General features: G+C 63.3%; 22 protein-coding genes and 1 tRNA gene. 10 read left to right on the forward strand and 13 right to left on the reverse strand.

Going from position 1 to position 24782, the window contains the following annotated elements; genetic code table 11:
- Position 1: 1 nt before the first annotated feature.
- Genes HMPREF3009_RS03760 through HMPREF3009_RS03770 form a run of 3 tightly spaced genes read right to left on the reverse strand, consistent with a single transcriptional unit; the run spans position 2 to position 2789 of the window.
- Positions 2 to 964 (reverse strand): metal ABC transporter permease, encoded by a 963-nt coding sequence (locus HMPREF3009_RS03760; protein ID WP_198531109.1) that lies wholly within the window; start codon positions 962 to 964, stop codon positions 2 to 4.
- Entirely contained in the window at positions 942 to 1643 is a 702-nt protein-coding gene (locus HMPREF3009_RS03765; protein ID WP_070680106.1) for a metal ABC transporter ATP-binding protein, read from the reverse strand. Before HMPREF3009_RS03765 ends, HMPREF3009_RS03760 begins: the two co-directional genes overlap by 23 nt.
- Entirely contained in the window at positions 1644 to 2789 is a 1146-nt protein-coding gene (locus HMPREF3009_RS03770; protein ID WP_070680108.1) for a metal ABC transporter solute-binding protein, Zn/Mn family, read from the reverse strand.
- Positions 2790 to 2860: 71 nt separating this feature from the next.
- On the opposite strand from HMPREF3009_RS03770, the gene HMPREF3009_RS03775 reads away from it, so the two are divergent.
- The gene (locus tag HMPREF3009_RS03775; protein ID WP_070511070.1) at positions 2861 to 3946 is read left to right on the forward strand and encodes a LacI family DNA-binding transcriptional regulator; all 1086 of its coding nucleotides are present in this window, start codon (positions 2861 to 2863) and stop codon (positions 3944 to 3946) included.
- Here HMPREF3009_RS03775 and otsB read toward each other — a convergent pair.
- Genes otsB through HMPREF3009_RS03800 form a run of 5 tightly spaced genes read right to left on the reverse strand, consistent with a single transcriptional unit; the run spans position 3943 to position 8724 of the window.
- Positions 3943 to 4686, reverse strand: a complete 744-nt coding sequence (gene otsB / locus HMPREF3009_RS03780; protein ID WP_070511068.1) for a trehalose-phosphatase — start codon at positions 4684 to 4686, stop codon at positions 3943 to 3945. The genes HMPREF3009_RS03775 and otsB overlap by 4 nt on opposite strands.
- A gap of 30 nt (positions 4687 to 4716) precedes the next feature.
- Positions 4717 to 5229 carry a hypothetical protein gene (locus HMPREF3009_RS03785; protein WP_070680111.1) on the reverse strand — a complete coding sequence of 171 codons (513 nt, stop codon included), beginning with the start codon at positions 5227 to 5229 and terminating at the stop codon, positions 4717 to 4719.
- The gene (locus tag HMPREF3009_RS03790; RefSeq protein ID WP_070680114.1) at positions 5226 to 6647 is read right to left on the reverse strand and encodes an alpha,alpha-trehalose-phosphate synthase (UDP-forming); all 1422 of its coding nucleotides are present in this window, start codon (positions 6645 to 6647) and stop codon (positions 5226 to 5228) included. Before HMPREF3009_RS03790 ends, HMPREF3009_RS03785 begins: the two co-directional genes overlap by 4 nt.
- Positions 6648 to 6649: 2 nt before the next feature.
- The gene (locus tag HMPREF3009_RS03795; protein WP_046649277.1) at positions 6650 to 6997 is read right to left on the reverse strand and encodes a hypothetical protein; all 348 of its coding nucleotides are present in this window, start codon (positions 6995 to 6997) and stop codon (positions 6650 to 6652) included.
- A gap of 50 nt (positions 6998 to 7047) precedes the next feature.
- Positions 7048 to 8724: a threonine/serine exporter ThrE gene (locus HMPREF3009_RS03800; RefSeq protein WP_070680117.1), complete on the reverse strand. Its 1677-nt coding sequence runs from the start codon at positions 8722 to 8724 to the stop codon at positions 7048 to 7050.
- A gap of 185 nt (positions 8725 to 8909) precedes the next feature.
- On the opposite strand from HMPREF3009_RS03800, the gene HMPREF3009_RS03805 reads away from it, so the two are divergent.
- Positions 8910 to 8982 (forward strand) — tRNA-Thr (locus HMPREF3009_RS03805).
- 40 nt (positions 8983 to 9022) lie between these two features.
- Here HMPREF3009_RS03805 and HMPREF3009_RS03810 read toward each other — a convergent pair.
- Positions 9023 to 9550: a TetR/AcrR family transcriptional regulator gene (locus HMPREF3009_RS03810; protein WP_070680120.1), complete on the reverse strand. Its 528-nt coding sequence runs from the start codon at positions 9548 to 9550 to the stop codon at positions 9023 to 9025.
- Complete coding sequence (locus HMPREF3009_RS03815; protein WP_070680123.1) at positions 9537 to 11036, reverse strand: MFS transporter; 1500 nt, start codon at positions 11034 to 11036, stop codon at positions 9537 to 9539. The genes HMPREF3009_RS03810 and HMPREF3009_RS03815 overlap by 14 nt, the downstream gene beginning before the upstream one ends.
- Before the next feature lie 169 nt (positions 11037 to 11205).
- On the opposite strand from HMPREF3009_RS03815, the gene HMPREF3009_RS03820 reads away from it, so the two are divergent.
- Positions 11206 to 12951, forward strand: coding sequence for a pyruvate dehydrogenase (locus HMPREF3009_RS03820; protein ID WP_070680125.1), 1746 nt, complete (start codon positions 11206 to 11208; stop codon positions 12949 to 12951).
- A gap of 66 nt (positions 12952 to 13017) precedes the next feature.
- On the opposite strand, the gene HMPREF3009_RS03825 is transcribed toward HMPREF3009_RS03820, so the two are convergent.
- Positions 13018 to 14307 (reverse strand): MFS transporter, encoded by a 1290-nt coding sequence (locus tag HMPREF3009_RS03825; protein WP_070680128.1) that lies wholly within the window; start codon positions 14305 to 14307, stop codon positions 13018 to 13020.
- A gap of 80 nt (positions 14308 to 14387) precedes the next feature.
- On the opposite strand from HMPREF3009_RS03825, the gene HMPREF3009_RS03830 reads away from it, so the two are divergent.
- The 3 genes from HMPREF3009_RS03830 (at position 14388) to HMPREF3009_RS03840 (ending at position 17460) form a co-directional block, all read left to right on the forward strand.
- Positions 14388 to 15161, forward strand: coding sequence for a MerR family transcriptional regulator (locus tag HMPREF3009_RS03830; RefSeq protein WP_070515836.1), 774 nt, complete (start codon positions 14388 to 14390; stop codon positions 15159 to 15161).
- A gap of 131 nt (positions 15162 to 15292) precedes the next feature.
- Positions 15293 to 15997: a response regulator transcription factor gene (locus HMPREF3009_RS03835; RefSeq protein WP_046649284.1), complete on the forward strand. Its 705-nt coding sequence runs from the start codon at positions 15293 to 15295 to the stop codon at positions 15995 to 15997.
- An 11-nt stretch (positions 15998 to 16008) separates the two neighbouring features.
- The gene (locus tag HMPREF3009_RS03840; RefSeq protein ID WP_070680131.1) at positions 16009 to 17460 is read left to right on the forward strand and encodes a sensor histidine kinase; all 1452 of its coding nucleotides are present in this window, start codon (positions 16009 to 16011) and stop codon (positions 17458 to 17460) included.
- Between the two features lie 24 nt (positions 17461 to 17484).
- On the opposite strand, the gene HMPREF3009_RS03845 is transcribed toward HMPREF3009_RS03840, so the two are convergent.
- Positions 17485 to 17913, reverse strand: coding sequence for an HIT family protein (locus tag HMPREF3009_RS03845; protein ID WP_046649286.1), 429 nt, complete (start codon positions 17911 to 17913; stop codon positions 17485 to 17487).
- A 34-nt stretch (positions 17914 to 17947) separates the two neighbouring features.
- Between HMPREF3009_RS03845 and purD the strand changes: the two genes are divergently transcribed.
- Both purD and purB read left to right on the forward strand, forming a co-directional pair.
- Positions 17948 to 19222, forward strand: coding sequence for a phosphoribosylamine--glycine ligase (gene purD / locus HMPREF3009_RS03850; RefSeq protein ID WP_070511050.1), 1275 nt, complete (start codon positions 17948 to 17950; stop codon positions 19220 to 19222).
- Between the two features lie 39 nt (positions 19223 to 19261).
- Entirely contained in the window at positions 19262 to 20701 is a 1440-nt protein-coding gene (purB, locus tag HMPREF3009_RS03855; RefSeq protein WP_070680134.1) for an adenylosuccinate lyase, read from the forward strand.
- A gap of 198 nt (positions 20702 to 20899) precedes the next feature.
- Here the strand turns inward: purB and HMPREF3009_RS03860 are convergent, their stop codons facing one another.
- Positions 20900 to 21706 carry a serine/threonine protein kinase gene (locus HMPREF3009_RS03860; RefSeq protein WP_070680137.1) on the reverse strand — a complete coding sequence of 269 codons (807 nt, stop codon included), beginning with the start codon at positions 21704 to 21706 and terminating at the stop codon, positions 20900 to 20902.
- A gap of 64 nt (positions 21707 to 21770) precedes the next feature.
- Here HMPREF3009_RS03860 and HMPREF3009_RS03865 point away from each other — a divergent pair, with 64 nt between their 5' ends.
- Positions 21771 to 22628: a phosphoribosylaminoimidazolesuccinocarboxamide synthase gene (locus tag HMPREF3009_RS03865; protein WP_070515824.1), complete on the forward strand. Its 858-nt coding sequence runs from the start codon at positions 21771 to 21773 to the stop codon at positions 22626 to 22628.
- 9 nt (positions 22629 to 22637) lie between these two features.
- Positions 22638 to 24746, forward strand: coding sequence for a S9 family peptidase (locus tag HMPREF3009_RS03870; RefSeq protein WP_070680140.1), 2109 nt, complete (start codon positions 22638 to 22640; stop codon positions 24744 to 24746).
- Positions 24747 to 24782 lie beyond the last annotated feature (36 nt).

The raw sequence follows: 24782 nt of genomic DNA on the forward strand, positions 1-24782 counted from the left end.
CCTAATCCTGATGCGCGCAGTGCTCATCGTGCGTCGAGGTGTGGTGTGTCTCGGCGTCGGCGCGATCGGTGGCGGCGCGGAAGTGTTCCTGGGAGGCGCGGCGGGCGGCGACGTCGTCGCGGACGGCCTTGCGGCTGCGAGCCCAGCCGATGCCGCGGCAGACCAGGTAAATAACAAAAGAGATGCTCGTGACGAAGACCGAGACGGGCAGGCCCGGCGCCAGGGAGAGGACCAGACCGCCCACGGCGGAGACCTCCGCGAAGATGGTGGACCACACCACCGCGCGCAGCGGGGAGGAGGTAATCTGTACCGCCGCTGCGCCCGGCGTGATGAGCAGCGCCATGACGAGCAGGGAACCGACGATCTGTACGGACTGTGCGGCCGTCAGGCCCACGAGGATGGCGAAACACACCGCTAGGGACTTCACTGGCACGCCGGCGGCTTGAGCCATGACGGGATCCGCGGAAGCGAAGAGCAACGGGCGCCAGAACAGCGCCACCACGGCAACGATGATGGCGGTCGTGGCGGCGAGCAGCCACACCGAGGCGGAGGAAACACCGACGATCTGTCCTGTCAGCAGCGTCATCGCGGTCTTGGCGTTGCCGGGGTAGAGGTGCAGGAACAAAACCGAGAGACCCAGGCCGAAACTCATGACCACGCCGATAGCGCTGTCTTGTTGGCCCTTGAGCCCCAGCACCGCCAGGATGATGGCCGCGACGATGGCGCCGGCAATCGCACCGAAGCCGATGTTGAGACCGAACAGCAACGCTGCGGCCGCGCCCATGAGCGCGAGCTCTGAGGTGGCGTGCACAGAGAAGGACATGTGGCGCAGGACGATGAGTGAGGTCATCACTCCGGAAAGGATTCCGAGCAGCGCGCAGGCGATGAGCGAGGATTGCACAAAATCAACGCCCAGCAGGTACTGGGTATCTTCGATGAATTTAGACAACGATGAGCCTCCCATCGACGTTGAGGACTGTCACGGAGGAGCCATAGAGTTCCGAGAGCACTTCGGAGCGCATGACCTCATCGACCGTGCCGAACATGTGACCATTGGGCGCGAGGTAGAGCACCTTATCCACCACGCCCAGCACCGGGTTGATGCCGTGGGTAACAAAAAGCACAGAGGTGCTGCGCTCGTGGCGCCACGCATTGAGCTTCTCGACGGTCGCCTGCTGCCGCGCTGGATCCAAAGACAACAGTGGCTCGTCCGCGAGGATGAGCTCTGGGTCGTTGGCTAGGGCCTGGGCTTGGCGGATGAGCTGTTGCTGCCCGCCGGAGAGCTGGCCCACGCGGCGGTTGGCAATGCCGGTGGCGCCAACTTCGGCGAGGAGATCGTCGACGCGGCCCCGAGCAGGGCGTCGATTGCGCAGGGTGCCGTGTGCCAGGGAGAGCGATACGAGGTCCCGGGCGCGCAGGGGCAGGTCTTGGGGAAACATTCTTTGCTGTGGGATAAAACCCACGCGGCAGTTGACGTTCACGCTGCCAGCGGTGAGCTGGCGGGTACCCAAGATTGTTCCCAGCAGCGTGGACTTGCCCACGCCGTTGGGGCCTAAAACGGCGATGAACTCGCCGCGGTCTACGGCGAGGTTCATGTCCGACCACAGCGGTTCTACTGCGGCGTTCTTAAAAGAGATGAGCACTTACACAGCCTCGAGTGCGTTGACGACTTCTTCGTAGTAGTCGAGGAAGTTGGTCTCCTCCGGCGGGGTTTCACCAATCTCTACCACCGGGATGCTCTTATCCTCGGCGGCGGCGCGGATGCGCTTGGTCATGTCAGTTTCGGTCTGCGGGTTGAAGATGAGCAGGTCGATCTTGTCCTGCTTGATGTCCTCGAGGAAGCGGGCCAGGTCGGCGGCGGTGGGCTCGCCCTCAGCGACGGTGGCCTTGCGGTAGCCCTCCGGGGTGGCGTCGGTGCTGTCGGTGTACTTGAAGATGTAGTCCGCGATGGGCTCGGTCTGCGCGTAGTTGCGCTGCGGGAGCTTCTCGATGCGTGCCTTCAGGCCCTCCACGCGCTCAACTAGCGGATCGGCCGTGGCCTTGGCTTCTGGGTTGGTCTCGTTAACGAGCGTGGCGACCTCCGTCGCCACCTTCTCGATGGCTGCGGCGTCGTACCACACGTGCTCGTTGCCATCGATGTTGGTGACCTGCTCGGGGTGCTCGGCTGCGATCTTCTTGGCCTCGTCCATGGTCACGGTGTCGCCTTCGTGAGCGTGGTCATGGTCATGCCCGTGCTCGTGCGCATGGTCATGCGCATGCTCGTCATGGTTGTGCGCATGCTCGTGTCCTTCTTCATGACCATGTTCGTCATGGTCATGCGCGTGGTCGTGCCCTTCTTCATGATCATGCTCTCCATGATCATGATCGCCATGATCGTGAGCGGTAAGCGGGAGCGCGTGAATGATCTGGTCCTGGTTCTTGACGGCCTGGTAAAGCCAGGCGTCGTAACCGCCGCCACCGGCGATGATGACGTCAGCCTCGTTGGCGCGGGCGATATCCGCGGCGGTGGGCTCGAAATGGTGTGGGTCCACGCTGTTACCGCTCACGATGGCGTGGACGTCGATGTTGACGTCGGTCTGCGCGGTGTTGACGACCGCCTGGGCCACATCAGCCCAGATGGAGGTCGAGGCGACGACCTGGATTGTCTCCTTATCGGCACCGGCATCCGAGCCGCCATCGGCGTTATCGCCGCTGGAGGAACAGGCGCTCAGCGTGGCGGCGCCCAGGGTGGCAGCGAAGAGGAGGGCGGTGGGACGTCGGAAAGCGCGGCGTGAGAGGGAAGTGGTCATGTCCCTATTTCTACGTTTAGTGAAAATTGTTGTCAAATGATAATGAGTTGAAAACGGGTAATGTTGCCGTCATGTCCAAACGCAGCACGACGCTGGCCTCCCTAGCGGCCGAACTTGGGGTTTCGCCCACCACGGTGTCCAACGCGTACAACCGGCCGGACCAGCTGGCGCCTGCCACCCGCGAGCGGATCCTCGCCGCCGCGGCTGAGCGTGGATACACAGGCCCGGATCCCACCGCACGCAGCTTGCGCACGCGCCGCCAAGGTTCACTGGGTGTTCTGCTCACCGAGCACCTGTCCTATGCCTTCGAGGACATGGCCTCGGTGGATTTCCTCGCCGGCATGGCGGAGGCCTCGGCGGGGGCGAGCACGACGTTGACTCTCATCCCTGCCGGGCCGGATACCGCCGGCGCGCCCAACGACGCCCAGGCAGCGCAGCTCGTAGGTTCGGCTGCCGTCGACGGTTTCGTGGTCTATTCCGTGGCAGCGGGAGATGCTTACCTCGACGCCGTGCAGCGCCGTGGCCTGCCGGTGGTGGTGTGTGACCAGCCCACGGATTCCGGCCTGCCCTTCGTGGGCATCGATGACCGCGCCGCGATTGCCCCGGCGGCGCAGGCGCTTGTCGACGCCTCCCATACCCGCATCGGTATCCTTGCCATCCGCCTACACCGCGAGCGCCTCGACGGCGAAGTGACGGCCGCACAACTGGCCGCGGCGGACATGCACGTGCAGCGCTCACGTGTATTGGGTGCGCTCGATGTTTTTGCAGACGCGGGACTCGATCCTGCAGACATCCCCGTGGTGACGCGACACATCAACGATTCGCGTACGGCTTACGCGGCCGCGGAGGAGCTGCTGACTAAGTACCCGGATCTCACCGCGGTGTTGTGCACGACGGATTCGATGGCGCTCGGGGTTATGGCTTATGCGCGCGATCATGGAATCGCGGTTCCCGAGCAGCTCTCCGTCACCGGCTTCGATGGCATCGCGCCGGCCCTGGCGCTGGGCCTGAGCACCGTCGTGCAGCCGAACAAGGAAAAGGGGGCGGCGGCGGGGCGCATGCTGGCCAGCCTCATCGAGGGGCGCGGCGAGGTGCCGCGCGTGTTGTTGGAGACCACCTTCCGCCCGGGGCGCACCGTGGCGCCGGTCGGGGCTTAAGAGCTGTGCTGCGCGCGAGCGGCGGCGAGTTCTTCGAGGAACTCTGTCACCGCCGCGATATCGGGCACGCGCAGCGCCGCCTGCGTTGCGCCCTCACCAACCTTGACACCGAGGTCCGGCGGCTGATTGAGCGCGGCGAAGCCGTCTTCGTCGGTGGTGTCATCCCCTAAAAAGACCACCGCTGTGGCCCCGACGCGGTGACGAAGCTTGTCAATCCACGTGCCCTTCGTGGCCTGCGTTGCGGAGAACTCGACGACGCACTTGCCCGCAGTCTTGGGGAAACCATCGGCGCTTAAGGCCTCGCCTTCCGCATAAGCAGCAGCGGCGGCGTCCGGGTCTTGCAACTCCAGCGCCCGCAGGTGCAGCACCCGCTGGAAAGGTTTGATCTCCAGCTCCGCGCCGGGGTGGCGGGCGATAATCTCCTTGATTTCCGCTTCCTTCTTGGCCAAGTAGGCTTCCATCTCCGGGGTGAGCGCGGATTCTTCCCACGAGGATTCGGCCCCATGCGAGCCACCAAAAAGCACCGGCTCGCGCAGCGGGCATACTCGCATCAGGCCATCGAGGTGGCGCCCAGAGAGCACTGCCGCGGTGGTGTTAGGTAGTTGCGCCAAGGCAGCGAGAGCATCCAGCGAGCGCTGCTCGGGGCGCACTGCGTAGGCGTTGCGCGCGAAGCCGGCCAAGGTGCCATCGAAGTCGGAAACAACCGCTAAATGTTCGGCGGCGGCGAGAGCATCAATCATGCTCCCCACCCTAGCGCTGAAACTTCGGAGCTATAGCGCGGCCATGCGGATAATCGGTGAATCCACCTTGTCGGTGCGCAGCGTCAACACGAGTTGGTTGTTGGGGTTGAGCGCGAAGTCGAACTCATGGCCTTCGGCGATGAGGTTGCGCATCAGCGAATCAGCCCATTGCATCGAGCCCTCGCAGTCGCCGCTTCGCGGTGGGCTTTCATAGGTGGCTTTCTCCACCCGCATGACGTCGCCCTCCCAGATCGTGGAGGTTTTGTCATCCTTGTGGAAGGACACCTCAGCGGTAAACGGTACGCAGCCAGTTGAGCCCACCGCAGTGTGCTCACCGAAACTCATGTGCGGCACCTGCGCGGTATCGGCAGGGAGGGAGGAAGGAGCGTCCGGTGAGGTGTAGAGGTTGATGCCCTGCCAATCCTTGCCCACGATGCGGTCATCGCCGCGCGGGGCAGGTTCCTCCTCAGCGGAGCTGCATCCAGCTAGGCCAAGCGCAAGCAGCACAGTACTGAGCACAGCGGTGAGCCGGCGCCGCATCATGCTTCCTCCTGGTTCAGTGCGCCGAGGAAAGACTGCGACCACAGCGCGATATCGTGCTGACGCACCTGCTCGTTCATAGCAATCATGCGCTCGCGCATGGTCTCGGGGGATTCCTCCAGTGCCTTGACCGCGGAGAGCAGCGCACGTTTGATGGATTCGATGTCGAAGGGATTGCACAGGTTGGCTTGTGTGAGTTCTGCTGCCGCGCCCGCAAACTCGGAGAGCACGAGTGCACCTGTGCCGTCGCCGTGGGAGGCCACGTATTCCTTGGCCACTAGGTTCATGCCGTCCTTAAATGGCGTGACCAGCATGATGTCCGCGAGCCGGTAATAACGCCGCAGGACGTCCTTCGGTACGGAACTGTGCTGGTAATGCACCACCGGCGCGCCGAGGCGCCCAAAGCGGCCATTGATGCGGCCCACGGCCTCCTCCACCTTTGAACGCGTGGCGCGGTAATGGTCGATGCGTTCGCGCGAAGGAGTAGCCAGCTGGACGAAGGTTACCTCGTGTGGGTCCAGCGCACCGGTCTCGAGGAGCTCCTCGAAGGCGGTGAGGCGCTGCAGGATCCCCTTCGTGTAATCCAGGCGGTCCACACCCAAAATGACGTGCTTGGGGTTCCCCAGCTCAGCGCGCAGCTGGGCGACGTCCCCCGCATCGCCACCGTCAGCGAATTCACCCGCCGCAATAGAAATGGGGAAAGCGCCTACCCCGACAGAATGCCCGCTACCGGTCACGATGCGAGCGGTGACCGCGCGGGTGCTGACCTCCCCTTCTACGTCCAGCCCTTGGGTGCGGGCCAGCTCCAAGAAATTGCGGGCGTTGGATTCGAGGTGGAAGCCGATCAGGTTGGCGTCGAGAAGCCCCCGCACCAACTCCTCACGCCACGGCAACTGGCGGAAGAGATCCGGGGACGGGAAGGGAATGTGCAGGAAGAATCCAATGGTGAGGTCGGGGCGTAGCTGGCGCAGGATGCCGGGGACGAGCTGGAGCTGATAGTCCTGCACCCACACCGTGGCATTCTCTGCGGCGACGGCTGCTACCTCGTTGGCAAAACGCAGGTTGACCTCGCGGTAGGCATCCCACCAGTCGCGGTTGTAGACGGGGGTGACGATGAGGTCGTGGTAGAGCGGCCACAGGGTGGCGTTGGAAAAGCCCTCATAGAAGGCCTCAAAATCCTCCTGTGTCAGGCGCACCGGGTGAAGGAGGACACCGTTATCCGTGGTGAAGGGCTCGGGAGCTTCGTCGGCTACGCCCGGCCACCCCACCCAGCAGCCCTGGTGTTCTTCCAAGACCGGGGAGAGCGCGGTGACGAGGCCGCCGGGGGAGGCCTTCCACTCGCGGGTGCCATCGGCGGCGGTCTCGAGGTCCACTGGCAGGCGATTGGCTACGACGACGAAGCTATTGGTGCGCCCGGACATAGCTAGGCCTTCTTTGCGGCCTTTTTAGTTGCCTTCTTCGTGGCCTTCTTAGTTGTCTTCTTGGTGGCTTTCTTCGTGGCCTTCTTAGTCGTCTTCTTCGTGGATTTCTTAGAAGCCTTCTTCGTGGCCTTCTTACTGCTCTTCTTCGGAGCGGCATCGGCTTGCTCGGCCAGCACCTTGCGGTGGACCAAGCCTTCTGGCTCGACGCCCAGCATCGACATGAGGGTCACGCCGTCGAGGAAATCCTCCGCATAGGTGGCGACAACGCGGCGCGCGGAGCGGGCGGTCTCCTCCTCTACTGCGTGAGTCTGGTCAGCCGCGGGCTGGGTATCTGTGACCTTTGGTGGCACGGAGTCCTCCTGGGATGAAGTGTGAAAGCTTTCAGACCGGCTATTCTACGCTATTGCGAGTCCGTTGGGGCGCTCGGGTCATCTTTGCCGGGCACCGTGTAGGTGGGGCGCTGCGCTGGAAATTGCGTGGTGACGGGCCACATGTCCGTGACGGCATCGCCCTGCTGGAGGCGCGCCTGCTGCGCGGGCGTCGGTGGTTTGGGCCCATACTGCGGCGGTGGGGCCGGCAGGTTGTGACGCGGAGCGAAGGGCGATAGGGGAACGCGAGGAATGCGGGCGCGCTGCGCCAGGCGGGTGGCGCGCGAGAAGGAGAACGTGCCCAAGCGCTTGAAGGCGGTGTAGGGGCGGAAGTACTGCGGGCGGCGCAGGCGGCGGGCGACTCGCTCGCCGAAGACCACACCAGCGGCGAGTGCACCGGCGATGGCGAGGGCGCTGGCCAGGTTGGTCAGACCGGTGATGAGCTGCTCGTTGAGCATGGCGTACATGCCGCGGTACAACGTCAGGCCTGGAAGCATGGGCGTATAGCCCACGATCATGGTGATGAGTGGCGGCATCATGTAGCGACGGGAGAGCAGGCCGCCGGCCAAGCCCACCGCCACGGCAGAAATGCCCGAGGCAATGACGGCCCCGACGCCCAAGAAGACGACGAGGAAGTAGTAGAACACCATACCGGCGGCGGCCGTGAGCCCGGAGATAGTGACCTCGGACCACGAGGCTCCCAGCGCCAGTGCGAAGGCGGCGGAGCCGATGCCGCCGCACAGTACGAGCAGCGGGATCTGGTGATAGACGGGCGGGGCGATCGTGGCCAGTGGGGGAAGGCTAAAGCCCATCCACGACGCTACCTGAATACCCAGGCCCACGCCGGCGATGATGGCGCCGGTCGACATGAGAGCCTCGAAGAACTTGGCGGATGAGGTCACCGGTGCGCGGGTGATGCCGTCCACGAGGCACTGCACCAAGGTCAGGCCCGCCACCAGCACGATAATGCCCGAACCAATGATTTGGGAGGGCAGGATCTGGATGCCAAATCGCGCGAAGACGTTGTAGAGGATGGCCGCGGGAATGACGGCAAGCAGGCCGCCGACCAGGTTCTGATAGAACGGCGGCAGACGGTAGCCGGCAAGGAACATGTTTGTACCCATGATGAGTGCCGAAATGAGGAAGGTGACAACACCGACGAGAAGGTCACCGCCCAGCATCACAGCGATGAATCCACCCATGGCACCCCACGCGCTGACGATGGTGGTCTTGGAATAAGGGTTCTTCATCGCATCGATGTCATCCAGGATTTTCTCCGCCATCGCCGGCGGCGTAGCACCGGAATGGATGGAGCGGATGAGCCGGTCAACGGCGGATAGTTTGGTGAAATCCACGGCGATGCTCGGTGCCACGCGAAAGACATGGAGGTTGCGCCGATCTGGGCCGGTGCCGATGGCGGTGTGGATAGTGATGGTGTTCATCAGGATCGACACGTGGCAGTAATGCAGACCATAGGAGGAAGCGACGAGGTGAATCTGTGCCTGCACGTCGGTATTGGCCGAGCCCGCTGCAATTAGGATTTCGCCGACGCGTGCGGCGATTTCCATGACGCCGGTGACCTGGGCCGGATCGGTGAGATCAACAGGGGCGAGCGGGGAGGGCGGCGGTGCGGCCTTAGCGGCGTCAATGGTGGCGACCGGAGCCGACCGGTACAGCAGGCGCTGGCGCAAGGAAGAAAGAACAGACACGGAAAAGAAAGACCTCAACAACACTTCTGGGTTCGGTAAGTCAGCACTTTAGTAACTGCCGCCGATTTATGCACCTGCCAGTGCTTTTCGCAGCTTTTAAGCTCACTTTTTCGCAGCGTAAGCACCCTGGCTTTCTCTGTATGGGGTGGGCTCAGGTACGATTCCCATAGCGGATGAGCCGCGGTGCTGGAGTGGCGCAATTGGTAGCGCAACGGTCTTGTAAACCGTAGGTTGCGAGTTCAAGTCTCGTCTCCAGCTCAAAAGGGCCTTTTGGGGCCCTTTTTTCATTCTGGGGGGGTTATTCGGCGAGTTGGCCTAAGGCGACGTCGATAAGCGCGCGGCGCCTTTGCGGCGGCAGGGGGCGGTCAGTGAGGTGATCGTGGACCCACAGGCCGTCGGCGATGATTGATGCCAGCACGACGGATTCATCCTCCGCGGCAGGATCAGGCAGCCAGCGTCTATCGACGTCCCTCCACACCTTCTGAAAATCCGGATGGGACTGTGAGTGGATGGACATGAGCAATTCAATGAGCGGGTCATTCTTGCCCATCGACTCCAAGGTGGCGCGGTAGCGCTGGCGAGGACTCAACTGCTCCGCCGTTTTGCCACCGGAGAGACCGATGAGCTCTTCCTCCCAGCGCTCCGCGCACAGCTTATGGCAATCAATGAGCAGCTCGTGCCGGGTAGGAAAGTGGTAGATGAGCCCCGATTTACTCATGCCCGTGGCGGTGGCCAGGGAATCGTAGGTGAGGGCGTGAACGCCATCCTTCTCGATGATGGCGAGCGCCTTTTCGAGCGCCTCAACCTTTTTACTAATGCGTGGCATCGGCACCTCCGGAGGTTGGGTTGCTGCGGAAGCACCAGCCAGTGACCGCGGCAAAGATGAGCATGACTACGCCAAGTCCGGCGGCGGTGGCCAAGTAAGCATCGGTATACGCGGGGCCGGCAGCCTCCGCGAGCGCGGGGTTGTGGAGTGCTTCCATGCCTAAGTCCTGGATGTCCTCGGGGAGCCCGCTCTTGTAGAGCATCGGCAGCACCGAACCGGTGACCGCAATGGACAGCAGCGTGCCGAATTCATAGGAGACTTCCTCCACACCCGCGGCCATACCGGAACGCGAGGCAGGCGCGGCGCCGATGATGGCGGTGGAGGATACCGACATCACGAACCCTGCGCCGAGGCCGGTGATGAACAGGCCAACCAGGTATGCGGGGAACACGTCGTGCGTGCCGCCCCACACCACGCAGCCAATGCCCGCTGCCATAGCGAGGAAGCCGCCGGCGATGATGGGCAAGAAGCCCCAGCGGTGCAGGTTAGCCCCGCCCAGCGCGGACATCGGCAGCGCGGCCAGCGCGATGAGGGAAATGATGAGCCCAGCGTGCAGTGGGGAGTAGAGGTCCACCAACTGCAGCTTCTGCGTGGTGGTCATTTCCAGCCCTGCCATGCCAAACATGGCGCCCGCTGCGGCCAGCACGCCGCCGCTGAAGATGGGCGAGCGGAAGATATCGAAGGTGAGAAGAGGCTCCTCCAGTTTGTGCTGGCGGCGAGTGAAGAGGATGGCACCGATGAGGCAGGCGGCCAGCGCGCCGCCAATAAGCATGGCGTTGAGGTGTGAGCTGGCGACAGACTTGATGACGAGCACCAGCGAAGCCAGCGTGATGAGCGCGTAAAGGGAAGACAAGAAATCCCACTGCTTCGCCGGGTTCGCCACATTAGGCGGGGCGAGGAAGGCAGTGAGGATGAGCGCGATGATGACGATGGGCACGTTGACCAAAAAGACCGAACCCCACCAGAAGTGCTCGAGCAAGAAGCCGCCCACCGTGGGGCCCGCCGCCGCGCCCACGACGGCGATGGATCCCCAAATACCGATGGCGGTGTTGCGCTCAATCTCATCCTCAAAGGTCAGACGAATCAGCGCCAGGGTAGCGGGCATCATGATGGACGCACCGAGGCCTAAAAAGGCGCGAGCGGCGACGAGCTCCCACGCGCCGGGGGCGAGTGCGGCGGCCAGCGAAGCGATGCCGAAGACCCACAGGCCGATGACGAACATGCGGCGGTGACCGATCTTGTCACCTAACGTGCCGGTGCCTAGGAGGAGGCCAGCGAGCATGAGCGCGTAGGCGTTGATGATCCACAGCTGCTGCAGCGAGGTGGCGTGCAACTGCTCGGAGAGCTCCGGCAGGGCAGTGTAAAGGATCGAGTTGTCCAGGCCGATCATGAGCAGACCCAAAGAGACGACACCAAAGAAGGTCCACCGGCGGGTCGCTGAGGTGCGCAAGGCTTCTGCCGAGGCTTTCACGCGTACATCTGTCATGCTGCGAAACTATAGCGAACGGTCGTTACAGTTTCAAAGGCTTGAATGTTGACTTGTTGTTAAAGTCACAAAACCCGCGTGACGTGAGAAGGCAGCTTTATGGTGGCGAAACACCACCGGGAGGGAGAACACTGGGGGCCGTTAGCGATAAAAGTTAGAGAGGTAAAACATGGCACGCAATTACGCCACGCAACTCGTAGAAACCTTGGAAGCCCAGGGCGTCAAGCGCATCTATGGGCTTGTCGGTGATTCCCTCAACCCCATCGTGGACGCGGTGCGGCAGTCCTCCATCGAGTGGGTCCACGTCCGCAACGAAGAGGCCGCGGCATTCGCCGCTGAGGCCGATTCCCTCACCACCGGCAACCTCGCCGTGTGCGCCGCCTCCTGCGGCCCGGGAAATACGCACCTTATTCAGGGGCTTTACGACGCCCACCGCAACGGCGCCAAGGTCCTCGCCCTAGCCAGCCACATTCCTTCCCGCCAGATCGGCTCGAAGTTCTTCCAGGAAACCCACCCGGAGGCCATCTTCCAGGAGTGCTCCGGCTACTGCGAGATGGTTAATTCTGCTGAGCAGGGAGGCGTGGTCCTGCACCACGCCATTCAGAGCACCATGGCCGGCAAGGGCGTGTCCGTCCTTGTTATCCCGGGCGATGTCTCCACTCAAGAGGCGGAAGAGGACACCTTCACCTCCTCCGTTATTTCCTCCGGCCGCCCGGTTGTCTACCCGGACCCGGCAGAGGCCGCCGCGCTGACCCAGGCCATCAACGAGGCCAAGACCGTCGCCCTCTTCGTCGGTGCTGGTGTCAAGGGTGCGCGCGAGCAGGTCCTTGCGCTGGCCGAGAAGATCAAGGCTCCCATCGGCCACGCCCTGGGCGGCAAGATGTACATCCAGTACGACAACCCCTTCGACGTCGGCATGTCCGGCCTGCTCGGCTACGGCGCGGCGCACGAGGCCACCCACGAGGCAGACCTGCTCATCCTGCTGGGCACGGACTTCCCCTATAACGACTTCCTGCCGGATGCCAACGTGGCCCAGGTCGACATCGATGGCTCCCACATTGGCCGCCGCACCCGCATCAAGTACCCGGTGACGGGCGATGTCGCCGCCACCATCGAGAACATCCTGCCGCACGTCGATGAAAAGAAGGACCGCTCCTTCCTCGACAAGATGCTGAAAAAGCACTACGACAAGCTGCATCACGTCGTTGAGGCCTACACCTCCGGCGTCGAGAAGCACACGCCGATCCATCCGGAGTACATCGCCGACTTCATCGACCAGCAGGCCGATGAAGACGCCATCTTCACCGTCGATACCGGCATGTGCAATGTCTGGGGCGCGCGCTACATTACTGCGAACGGCAAGCGCGAGCAGATCGGTTCCTTCCGCCACGGCACCATGGCCAACGCCCTGCCGATGGCCATCGGTGCGCAGGCAGCGCACCCGGACCGCCAGGTCATCACCTTCTCCGGCGACGGTGGGCTGTCCATGCTCATGGGCGAGCTGCTCACGGTGAAGCTGCACAACCTGCCGGTGAAGATGTTCGTGTTCAACAACTCTTCCCTCGGCATGGTCAAGTTGGAGATGCTGGTCCAGGGCCTGCCGGAGCATGAGACCGACCACGAGCACGTCAACTACGCCAAGATTGCGGAGGGTGCGGGCATCAAGCACTTCCGCATCGAGGATCCGAAGGATGCGCCGCGCCTCATCAAGGAGGCCTTGGCCTACGATGGGCCTGCGCTTATCGACGTCGTCACCGACCCCAACGCCCTCTCCCTGCCGCCCACACTGACCTTTGAGCAGCTGCTCGGATTCTCCAAGGCGGCAACCCGCACCGTCTTCGGTGGTGGCGTGGGCCAGATGCTCTCCATGGCGAAGTCCAACCTGCGCAATATTCCGCGCCCGCAGGACTTTTAATGTGTCGGCGTTAAGCGCCGCACATTAAAAGGGACCCACACCCTGCGGTTCCACCCCGCGAAAGCGTTATGCCTTCGCGGGGTCTTTGACTGGGATGAGGACCAGCGCGCCAACGAGCAAGACTAGCCCGATGGCGAGCACGCCTCCCCGATCTCCCTGCCCGAGGAGGGAAACGAAGACGCCAAAGAGGAAGGGCGTCAACCACGCCACGGCTCGGCCGGTCGTGGCGTAGAGGCCAAACATCTCGCCTTCGCGCCCCGGCGGGGCCACACGCGCCAAGAAGCCGCGGGCGGAGGCCTGGGCCGGTCCGACGCAGAGACACAGGATGAGCCCGCAGATCCAGAAGGCCGTCGGCCCCTGCGCCACAAACATGATCCCGGCCATGAGCGTCAAGATGGCCAGGCAGGTGAGGATGATGGCTTTGGGCCCCACGTGGTCGTCGATAAGCCCGCCCGCTACCGCGCCCAGCGCGGCGGCAACGTTGGCGGCAACACCGAAGATGAGGACGTCGCCAGGCGAAAGCCCATAGACGGATACGCCCAGCACGGCGCCGAAGCTAAACACCGCGGACAGGCCATCGCGGAAGATGGCAGAAGCGAAGAGGAAGGCAAAGGCGTTGCGGTCCTCCCGCCACAGCGTGTGCACCGTGCGCCATAGCTCCCGGTAAGAGGCCGCGAGGCCGCCCGTTCTTTCACCCGACGGTGCAATCTCCGGCACGCGCAGCAACACGGGGATGGCAGACAGCCCAAACCACGCCGCCGAAAGCAGTGCCACGAGCCGAACATTCCAGCCACCCTCCGTGGACAGCCCCAGTCCGCCGCCCTCGCCGGAGACGAAGCCGAAGTAGCAGATGAGCAGCAGTACGATGCCGCCGAAATAGCCTGCCGACCAGCCCAGGCCGGATACGCGGCCCACTCTGTCCTCGGTGGCCACCTGGTTGAGTTGGGCAAAGTAGTTGACCTCCGCGAATTGGATGGTCACCGAACCTACCGCTAGGCCGATGAGGCCGAGCCAGAAATACGCGGGCGCATCATTGCGGATGAAGAACAGGCTGGCCATGACCAGGAAGGTCAGCAGCGACCAGAAGCCCAGCGCGCGACGCCGCGTGCCCAACCGGTCAGAGCGCTGCCCCATCACGGGGGTCACCGCAAAGATCACCAGGCCCGCCACCGTCATGGACCACGACAGCCACTGCGCCGGGGTGAACTGCGAATCAATCTGCTGGCCCACCGAGTCGGTGAGGTAGACCGAGAAAATGAACGTCACGAGCACCGCGTTGAAAGCGGCCGAACCCCAGTCCCACAGGGCCCAAGCAGCCACGGTGAGGCGGTCAGTGCGTTTCGAGGCGTGCGTCATGCTTCATTATCGTAGGCAAAAACACCTGCCGAGTGGATGGAGTTGCACTTAACGCGACGTGAACTTTTAGGCTCAACGACATGCGTAACGACTACAGCATCGGCGATGTGGCCGGCATTTTGAAAGTCACCACCCGCACCCTGCGGCACTGGGATGACATCGGCCTGCTTAGCCCCCAGTGGCGCACCGGGGGTGATCACCGCCTCTACACCGAAGACGATGTGCAGCGCGGGATGGACATCCTGATTTATCGCAGCGTCGGGATTGAGCTGAAAGACATCGCAGTGCTTCTCGACGCCCCCTCGTCCGCCACCCTGCCCCGCCTCCGCGCCCAACACGAGGCCCTGCAGAAGCGGCGAGCCGACGTCGACGCCATGTTGTACGCAGTGGAAAGACTGATTGAGGAGACTGAAATGGATAAGAACCTAAGCCCCAGCCAAAAAGTGCGGAACCTGGGTGACGCATGGCCCCAACTGCAGGAAGAAGCCCACGAGAAGTGGGGAGACAGCAAAGAATGGGCGGCCAGTGCGGCCGTCGTGGAATCGATGGGGAAGAAGGACTGGGAGGAATTCTCAGTGGACCATGAGAACTTTGCGGCCGAGCTAGAGGAAGCCGCGGACGCAGGACTTGAACCGGGTGGCGAGGAGGCGAAGGTAATCGTCGACAAGCACCGCGCCCTCATCGCCCAGTGGTACCCGGTGTCGAGGTCCAAGCAGGTGATCCTGGCGCGCATGTATTGCGAGGACCCGCGGTTTAACGAGACCTACCGTGGCAACGCCAACTATTTACGCCAGCTGATTGAGGCGCAAGCGCAGGCGGAAGGTCTGGATTTGGGGAACCTCGCCTGGGACTAATCGGTTCACAGCGCACGTACAGACTCCGCTCAGTACCCTTGGAAGGCAGAGTGCAATACTTCTCACTTTGAATGAGAAACCCCCACGCCACCTAGTCATAGGAACAGCGGAGAAAGGACCAGAGCGGGACCATGGATGATTCAAAGGACGTCAAGGTACTTGTCGTCGATGACGAGCCCAATATCGTTGAACTACTTACTGTTTCCCTGAAGTTTCAGGGCTTCGATGTACACAGCGCCAACTCCGGCAACGAAGCCCTGCGCATCGCTCGGGAGATCAACCCTGATGCCTACATCATGGACGTCATGATGCCGGGCATGGACGGTTTTGAGTTGCTGGGCAAGCTGCGCGCGGAAGGCCTCGACGGCCCCGTCCTCTACCTCACCGCCAAAGACAGCGTGGACCAGCGCATCCACGGCCTGACCATTGGCGCGGATGATTACGTCACCAAGCCCTTCAGCCTGGAAGAGGTCATCACCCGCCTGCGCGTGATTCTGCGCCGCGGTAACGCGGTGGATGACCAGGACGGCGACGCCACCATGACCTATGCCGACCTCACCCTCAACGATGACACCCACGAGGTCACCAAGGCGGGGGAGATCGTGGAGCTTTCGCCCACCGAGTTCAACCTGCTGCGCTACCTCATGCAGAACCGCGAGGTGGTGCTGTCCAAGTCCAAGATCCTGGATAATGTCTGGCACTACGACTTCGGCGGCGACGGCAACGTGGTCGAGTCCTACATTTCCTACCTACGCCGCAAAATTGATACCGGCGATACCCCGCTTATTCACACCGTCCGCGGTGTCGGTTACGTGCTGCGCATGCCGCGCTCGTAGGCTCATCCACTATGAGCGAACCCACCGCGAATATTCAGGCCCCACAATCCGGGGTGACGCTGGTGCGGGATAAAACCCCGCGCCGGCGTATGCAGCGCCCCAAAGCGCTGCCCCTGCGCACGTGGCTACTTGTCCTCATGGTGCTGGTATCGGGGCTTGGCCTGGCCATGTCCTCCCTGGCGGTGTCGTCGATCATGCGCAACGTGCTCTACACCCGAGTGGACACCGAGCTTAACGACGCCCACAGCTCCTGGGCCAGCAACCTCGACGAGTCCTTTTATATGCCGCAGGACGGAAGCCGCCGACCCCCGACGGATTATGTGGCGCTGGCGTACTATCCCGATGGTTCCGTGGTGACCACGCGGCCGATGGCCGCATTGCCCGATGCGCGCAACGTGATCGTCGGTGGGGAACCCACCACCGTGCGCTCGATTCAGGGCGAGACCGAATGGCGGGCCGTGGCCAAGCTCCAACCGGATGGTTCCGTGGTGGTCGTCGCCAAAGACATGACGACGGAGAACTCCATCCTGAAGGGGTTGGCGATTGTCCAGGTGATCATCGCGGCCTTGGTCATGCTGATCATCGCGGTGGTGGGCATGTGGCTGATCCACCGGGCGCTGCGGCCGCTGCGGGTGGTCGAGAAGACGGCTTCGCAAATCGCAGCGGGCAATTTGGACAAGCGCGTGCCGGAGTGGCCGCTGCACACTGAAGTGGGGCAGCTGGCCGGAGCGCTCAACGTCATGCTGGGGCAGCTGCAGAATTCCGTTGTCGATGCGCAGGAAAAAGAACAGCAAATGCGCCGCTTCGTCGGCGATGCCTCCCACGAGCTGCGCACGCCGCTGACCAGCCTGCGCGGCTACACGGAGCTGTACCGCTCGGGGGCTACCCAGGACGCGGAGTTTGTCTTCAGCAAGATCGATGCTGAGTCGCAGCGCATGTCGTTGCTCGTGGAGGATCTGTTGGCCCTGACGCGCGCGGAGGGCTCGCGCCTGGACATGCGCGAGGTTGACATGCTGGAACTTGTGCTGTCAGTGGGTTCCTCGGCGCGGGCGGCTTTTGCGGGCCGCACCATCAACGTCAACAACGAGGCCTCCGGGATTCCAATGGTCAACGGTGACGCGGACCGCCTGCACCAAGTGCTGCTCAATTTGGTATCCAACGGTATCCGCCACGGCGGCGAGGAGGCGTCGGTGACGCTGACCTTGCGCGACGACGAGGAGCACGTGCTTATCGACGTTGCCGATGACGGCAAGGGCATCTCCCCCGAAGACGTGGCCCATATCTTTGAGCGCTTCTACCGTGCAGACACCTCGCGCACCCGCGATACGGGTGGCTCGGGTTTGGGCTTGGCCATCGTGAAATCACTCGTCGAGCAGCACGGCGGTTCAATCTCCGTGGATTCGGAGCTGGGCAGCGGAGCGGTCTTCACCATCTGCCTGCCCAAGGCGGCAGCTAGTGCCTAGCTGCCGAAAGGTAGCAGTCAGCTCTTAGCTGTCGCGGCGGCCATCCTCGTCCGTGCCGAGGTGCTGGCGGATGCGCGCGGCGGCCTCGTCCATGGCGGCGGGGTCGGTGGCGTCGGCAGCGAAGGCCTTGGCGAAGTCGTAGTCTTCCATCTTCTCGGTGGGGAAGAGGTGGATGTGGGTATGGGGAACGTCGAAGCCAGCGATGATGTAGCCGGTGCGTGGGGTGTCGAAGGCCGTCTTGATGGCGCCACCGATCTCTAGAGCGATCTCGTTGAGGTGTGCCCAGGTTTCTGAATCGAGGTCAGTCCACTTATCGACCTCTTCGACCGGCACCACCAAGGTGTGGCCATAACGCAGCGGCTCGATGGACAAAAACGCCACGCACTTCTCGTCGCGGTACACAAAGCGAGCAGGCAGCTCGCCCTCGATGATCTTTGTAAATACGGAAGACATGGCCCCTAGGCTACCGCCAGTTAAGATAGACGGCATGCGCATTCTCGTTATCGGCTCGGGCGGCCGCGAACACGCCCTGCTCACCGGCCTGAAAGCTGACCCTTCTGTTACCGATCTGCACATTGCCCCCGGTTCCCCGGCGCATAAGATGCAGGCCACCGTCCACCCGGAGTATTCCCAGGTGGACGATCCTGCACGCATGACGGAGCTGGCAGTGGACATCGCAGCGGACCTCGTCGTCATTGGACCGGAGGTGCCGCTGGTGAAAGGCGTGGCGGATGCACTGCGTGAGCGCGGCATCGCGGTCTTCGGGCCGTCGGCAAGCGCGGCACAGATCGAAGGTTCCAAGGCCTTTGCTAAGGACGTGATGGCGGCCGCCGGCGTGCGCACCGCCCGCGCGGAGCAGCTCGCCCCCGGCACCAGCGATGAGGACATCGAGGCCGCCCTCGATCGTTTCGGCCCGCACTTCGTGGTTAAGGACGACGGCTTGGCCGGCGGCAAGGGCGTCGTGGTGACCGAGTCCCGCGACGCGGCCCGCGCGCACGTTGATGCGGTTCACGCCGTGGGCAACCCGGTGCTGCTCGAGTCCTTCCTCGACGGCCCGGAGGTCTCCCTGTTCTGCTTGGTGGACGGCGAGACCGTCGTCCCGCTGCTCCCAGCGCAGGACCACAAGCGCGCCTACGACAACGATGAGGGCCCCAACACCGGCGGCATGGGCGCCTACACCCCGCTGCCGTGGCTGCCTGCCGACGGCGTCCAGCGCATCGTCGACGAAGTCTGCGTCCCCGTGGCTAAGGAAATGGTCAAGCGTGGCACCCCGTACTCTGGCTTGCTGTACGCCGGCCTGGCGTGGGGCAAGGAAGGCCCAGCCGTGGTGGAATTCAATGCCCGCTTCGGTGACCCGGAAACGCAGGCGGTGCTCGCTTTGCTGAAGTCTCCGCTCGGAGAGGTCCTGAATGCCACCGCTACCGGACAGCTAGCGGAGCTGGCGCCGCTGGAGTGGGAAGACGGCTATGCCGTCACCGTGGTGCTGGCCGCCGAGGGCTACCCGGCTTCGCCGCGCAAGGGCGATCCGATTGCCTCGCCGGATCTTGATGATCCCACCCGGGTTCTGCACGCCGGTACCACCACGGGGGAGGGCGGCTACGTCTCCAACGGTGGTCGCGTCCTCAACGTTCTCGGCCGTGGTGCCACCCTCGCTGATGCCCGCGCGGCCGCCTACGAGGTTCTCGGCGGCATCGAGCTGGAGGGCAGCTTCTTCCGCACGGACATTGCACTGCCGGCGGAGAAGGGGCAGATTAGCATCTAATCCCCTGATAATGCCTCCTTTGGGGTGCGGCGTGGAATAATGAGCGACGTGGCTGAAAAGAAGAACATTTCCAACGTCCTGTCCGCTCGATACGCCTCCCCCGAGATGGCTGAAATCTGGTCCCCGGAACACAAGATCATCCTGGAGCGCCAGCTGTGGATTGCGGTGATGACGGCGCAGAAGGATCTTGGCGTCAACATCCCTGCCTCGGCTATCGCCGCTTACGAGGCGCAGGTTGAGAACGTCAACCTCGCCTCCATCGCGGAGCGTGAGCGCGTTACGCGCCACGACGTCAAGGCGCGCATCGAGGAGTTCAACGCCCTAGCCGGCTGCGAGCACATCCACAAGGGCATGACCTCGCGTGACCTGACGGAGAACGTGGAGCAGCTGCAGATTCTGCGTTCTTTGGAGCTGGTGCGCGATAAGGCCATCGCGGTGGTCTCGCGCATTGGTGAGCGCGCGGCGCAGTATCAGACGCTGGTCATGGCGGGTCGTTCCCACAACGTCGCTGCCCAGGCCACGACCCTGGGCAAGCGTTTCGCCTCCGCTGCCGACGAGCTCCTGCTGGGCATCGAGCGCGTGGAATCGCTGCTGAGCCGCTATCCGCTGCGCGGCATCAAGGGCCCGATGGGCACCTCGCAGGACATGCTCGACCTCATGGGCGGCTCCGAAGACAAGCTCGCCGCGTTGGAGACCCGCATTGCGGATCACCTGGGCTTCTCCCGCGTGTTCAATTCGGTGGGTCAGGTTTACCCGCGCTCCCTCGATTTCGATGCCGTGTCGGCGCTCGTTGAGCTCGGCGCTGGGCCTTCCTCGCTGGCCACGACCATTCGCCTGATGGCCGGCAACGAGACCGTGACCGAAGGTTTCAAGGAAGGCCAGGTCGGCTCCTCAGCCATGCCGCACAAGATGAATGCCCGCTCCTGCGAGCGTGTGGGCGGCTTCCAGGTCATCCTGCGCGGCTACCTGACGATGGTGGCGGACCTGTCCGGCCAGCAGTGGAACGAGGGCGACGTGTTCTGTTCGGTGGTACGCCGCGTGGCGCTGCCCGACGCCTTCTTCGCTATCGACGGCATGTTTGAAACCTTCCTCACGGTGCTCGACGAGTTCGGAGCTTTCCCGGCCATGATTGACCGCGAGCTGGAGCGCTACCTGCCGTTCCTCGCCACCACCCGCATCCTCATGGCGGCGGTGCGCGCGGGCGTGGGCCGTGAGACCGCGCACGAGGTCATCAAGGAAAACGCCGTCGCCGTGGCGCTCAACATGCGTGAGAATGGCGGGGAGCAGGATCTGATTGAGCGCCTGGCTGCCGACGAGCGCCTGCCGCTCGATGCCGCCGCCCTCGAGGCCGCGCTGTCGGACAAGCACGCTTTCATCGGCGCTGCCGAATCGCAGGTGAGCCAGATTCTGGGCCGCATCAAGGCGATTGTTGACCAGCATCCAAAGGCCGCCGCCTACACCCCGGGCGAAATCCTCTAGTTTCACCCTTGGCGGTACGTTTTCGCAGACAAGCCCTCTCAACGACGAGTTTTCGGGACGCTATTTTTCGAAAACGTACCGCGCTGGCCCGGTCCACGTACGTTTCGATCAAATAAGGCCCCAGAACTTCAATTTTCTGGCCCCTATTTGATCGAAATGACCTTCCTCCCACGGCCACGGGCAACCCTGCACTAGCTCTTAGGCTATCCCGGGGATGCGCAGCACCGGCAGCTCGAAGCCGCCGAGGGATTTGCCGTTGGTAGCAAGGTAGCCGCCGATCACCAGCACGGTGAGCACCGTCATGACGCCGAGGACCGCCGCGCCCGTGGACGAGGTCTGCTGCTGCGTCGTCTGCCCCGGGATGGGCAGCTCGGGCACCGGCTGGATGCCCTCCTGAGCGCCGCGCCCGCGCAGCTCCTCCACACACTCCGCGAAGGACTGCGACTGGGCGGCGTTGAAGGCGTCGACGGCTTCCTTTTCTTGCGCTTGGTTCTCCGCTAGGGCGGCGCGCAGCGTGGAGCTGAAGTCGCTGCCCGTCGACAGCAGGGGAGCCGGGCCCTTCTCGGCCCGGGCCGCAGCTGCATTGATGGAGTACTCGGCGTCCTCCGGTAGCAACACCGACTCGTCTGCGACGAGCTCTTCCGGCGCAGACGCACCGACCATGATGATGAGCATATCCGCGCCCGTGTAGCCGGCCTTGCTCAGCGCGGCCACCGTCGCCGCATAACCCGGTGCCTTGCTGATGTCGCGCGAGGTGTACGCGGAGAAATCAAGCTTCGGGAACTGCGCTTGAATCTGCTCCGAGGTCGCCTTGATCGTGGCAATGTACCCGGCTCGGACGTCGCGGGCCAGCGCGCGGTCTGATTCCGACGCCGATATGGAACACAGCCATTGGCCGTGGGCGGATTCGCGCGCGGAGACATCGGCGGCCTGCGCCGCCGGCACGCTGAGGGCACCGCATACTAGCGCGGCGGTGGTCAAAAGGGAGGTCACGCGAGAGCGCACGGGCTTAACTCCTCAAGCTTGGGACGTATCTTGAAGCAGTCTAGACGGGTCTAGGATGTATGTCATGCGTCCAGAACTTTCTTCCTATACCCACATCGCCTCCGGCAAGGTGCGCGATATCTACGAAATCGACGACAACACCCTGCTCATGGTGGTCTCCGACCGTATTTCCGCCTATGACCACGCCCTTGAGCCCGCCATTCCGGATAAAGGCCGCGTGCTCACGGCGACCTCAAAGTTCTTCTTCGATGTCATTGATTTCCCTAACCACCTCGCCGGCCCGCTCGATGATGAGCGCATTCCCGAAGAGGTACTCGGCCGCGCCATGGTGGTGCAGAAGCTCGACATGCTGCCCTTCGAGTGCGTCGCCCGCGGCTATCTCACCGGCTCCGGGCTGAAGGAATACCAGGCATCCGGCAGCGTGTGCGGCGTCGAGCTGCCCGAGGGGCTGACCGAGGCTTCCCGCCTGCCCGAGCCCATCTTCACCCCAGCCACCAAGGCGGAGCAGGGCGAGCACGATGAGAACGTCTCCTTCGATGTCGTCGTGGACAAGCTCGGCCGCGAACGCGCCGAAGAGCTGCGCGATGCCACCCTGCGCATCTATGCCAAGGCCGCCGCGTTGGCGGAGGAGAAGGGCATTATTTTGGCGGATACGAAGTTCGAGTTTGGCGTCGATAAGCACGGCACTTTGGTCTTGGCCGATGAAGTCCTCACACCGGACTCCTCGCGCTACTGGCCGGCCGATACCTATGAGGAGGGCAAAGTCCAGCCCTCCTTTGATAAGCAGTACGTGCGCGACTGGCTCACCAACTCCGGCTGGGACAAGGAGTCCATGCCGCCGCGCCTGCCAGACGACGTTGTTCAGGCCACCCGCGCGCGCTATGTTGAGGCCTTTGAGCGCCTGTCCGGAACCACTTTTTAAGGAGGCTGAATGAACGCACCGATTGCTGCCAAGCGGCCCATTACGCGAGAGTTTCACGGCCGCAGCTTCGTTGATAACTACGAGTGGCTGCGTGCGAAAGAAGCCCCGGAAACCCGGGAGTACCTCGAGGCGGAAAACGCCTACACGAAGGAGCGCACCGCACACCTGGAGACCTTGACGGAGAACATCTTTACCGAGGTTAAGTCCCGTATCAAGCAGACGGACATGTCCGTGCCCCAGCGCCGCGGTAAGTACTGGTACTACGGCCGCACCGAGGAGGGCCAGGAGTATGGCTACAGCTGCCGCATCCCGGTGTCGGAAGGCTCCGATCCGTGGACTCCGCCGACCATCCCGGAGGAGGGTGCTGCGGACGGGGAGCAGGTGCTTCTCGACGTCAACGCGCTCGCCGAAGGCCACGACTTCTTTGCCCTCGGCGCGTCCTCGGTGAGCGATTCCGGCGACCTGCTGGCCTATTCGGTCGACGTGGCCGGCGACGAGCGCTTTGAGCTCTTCATCAAGGACCTGCGCACAGGAGAGCTGTTGGAGGACCGCCTGGAAGGCATCTTTTATGGTGCGACGTGGGTCGGGGAGGAGTTCATCTTCTACACCACCGTCGATGATGCATGGCGGCCGGACACCGTGTGGCGCCACCGCGTTGGCACCCCACAGTCGGAGGACGTCGTGGTCATGCGCGAGGAGGATTCGCGTTTCGGAATCGGTGTGGGCACGACCCGCAGCGAGAAGTACATCATGATTGTCTCCGGCTCGAAGACGACGAATGAGGCGTGGGTGCTCGAGCAGTCCACTCCCGAGGGCGAGTTCCGCTGCCTTTGGGAGCGCGAGTCGGGCGTGGACTACGACGTCGACCACGCCGTGGTGGCGGGCACCGACTACTGGGTAGTCACGCACAATGCCACCGGCCCCAACTTTGCTTTGGGGTATTGCCCGGTTGCTGATGAGCTGCCAGCCCTGCGCGAACTCACCGTCCTTATGCCGCACGATGACTCCGTGCGCATCGAGGGCGTGGATTGTTACCGCGACCAGATCGTCGTGGGCTATCGCCGCGGCGGCATCGGTCGTGCCGCGGTGATGGACGTGCGGGAGGGGTGGACGTCGTTAAGCGAGCTCCACTTCAACGAGGAGCTCTATACCGTTGGCGTGGCCGGCAACCCGGAGTGGGATGCGCCGGTGCTGCGCGTGAGCTATACCTCTTTCATCCAGCCGGCCCAGCTCTTTGACTACCGCGTGGCCACGGGGGAGTACACGCTGCTGAAGGAACAGGAAGTCCCGGGCGGCTATGACAAGGATGAGTACGTGGCCTATCGCGTCTGGTCTGAAGCGCCTGACGGGACCAAGGTACCGGTGTCCATCGTGCACCGCGCGGACCTAGACCGCACGCAGCCGAACCCGACGCTGCTCTACGGCTACGGTTCCTATGAGGCGAACATGGACCCGTATTTCTCGGTCTTCCGTTTGTCTCTCATGGATCGCGGCATGATCTTTGCCATGGCGCACGTGCGCGGTGGCGGCGAGATGGGCCGCAACTGGTACGACGACGGCAAGATGCTGGCCAAGAAGAACACGTTTACCGATTTCATCGCAGTGGCCGATGACCTCATCGCCCGCCGGGTGACCACCCCGGAAACCTTGGTAGCGGAGGGCGGTTCCGCCGGTGGCCTGCTCATGGGCGCGGTGGCCAACATGGCACCGGATAGGTTCAAGGCCATCGAGGCGAACGTGCCGTTCGTGGATCCGTTGACGTCTATTCTGATGCCGGAGTTGCCGCTCACCGTGGTGGAGTGGGAGGAATGGGGCGACCCGTACCACGATCCGGAGGTCTACGACTATATGGCCTCCTACTCGCCGTACGAGAACATTGCGCCGCAGAAGTATCCGAATATTCTGGCGCTGACCTCGCTTAACGACACCCGCGTGCTCTATGTGGAGCCGGCTAAGTGGGTAGCCAAGCTTCGCGACGTCGCCACCGGCGGCGAGTTCCTCCTCAAGACCGAGATGGCTGCGGGACACGGTGGTGTGTCCGGACGCTACGCCAAGTGGCGGCAGTCGGCATTCGAGTACGCGTGGCTGATTAACCAGGCTACGGGGGCGGAGGCTTAAGCATCACCCCCGCTCGGCGCGCGGCGGCGCGGTGGC

The sequence above is a fragment of the Corynebacterium sp. HMSC034H07 genome, assembly GCF_001815175.1.
GTDB classification, from domain to species: Bacteria; Actinomycetota; Actinomycetes; order Mycobacteriales; family Mycobacteriaceae; genus Corynebacterium; species Corynebacterium hiratae.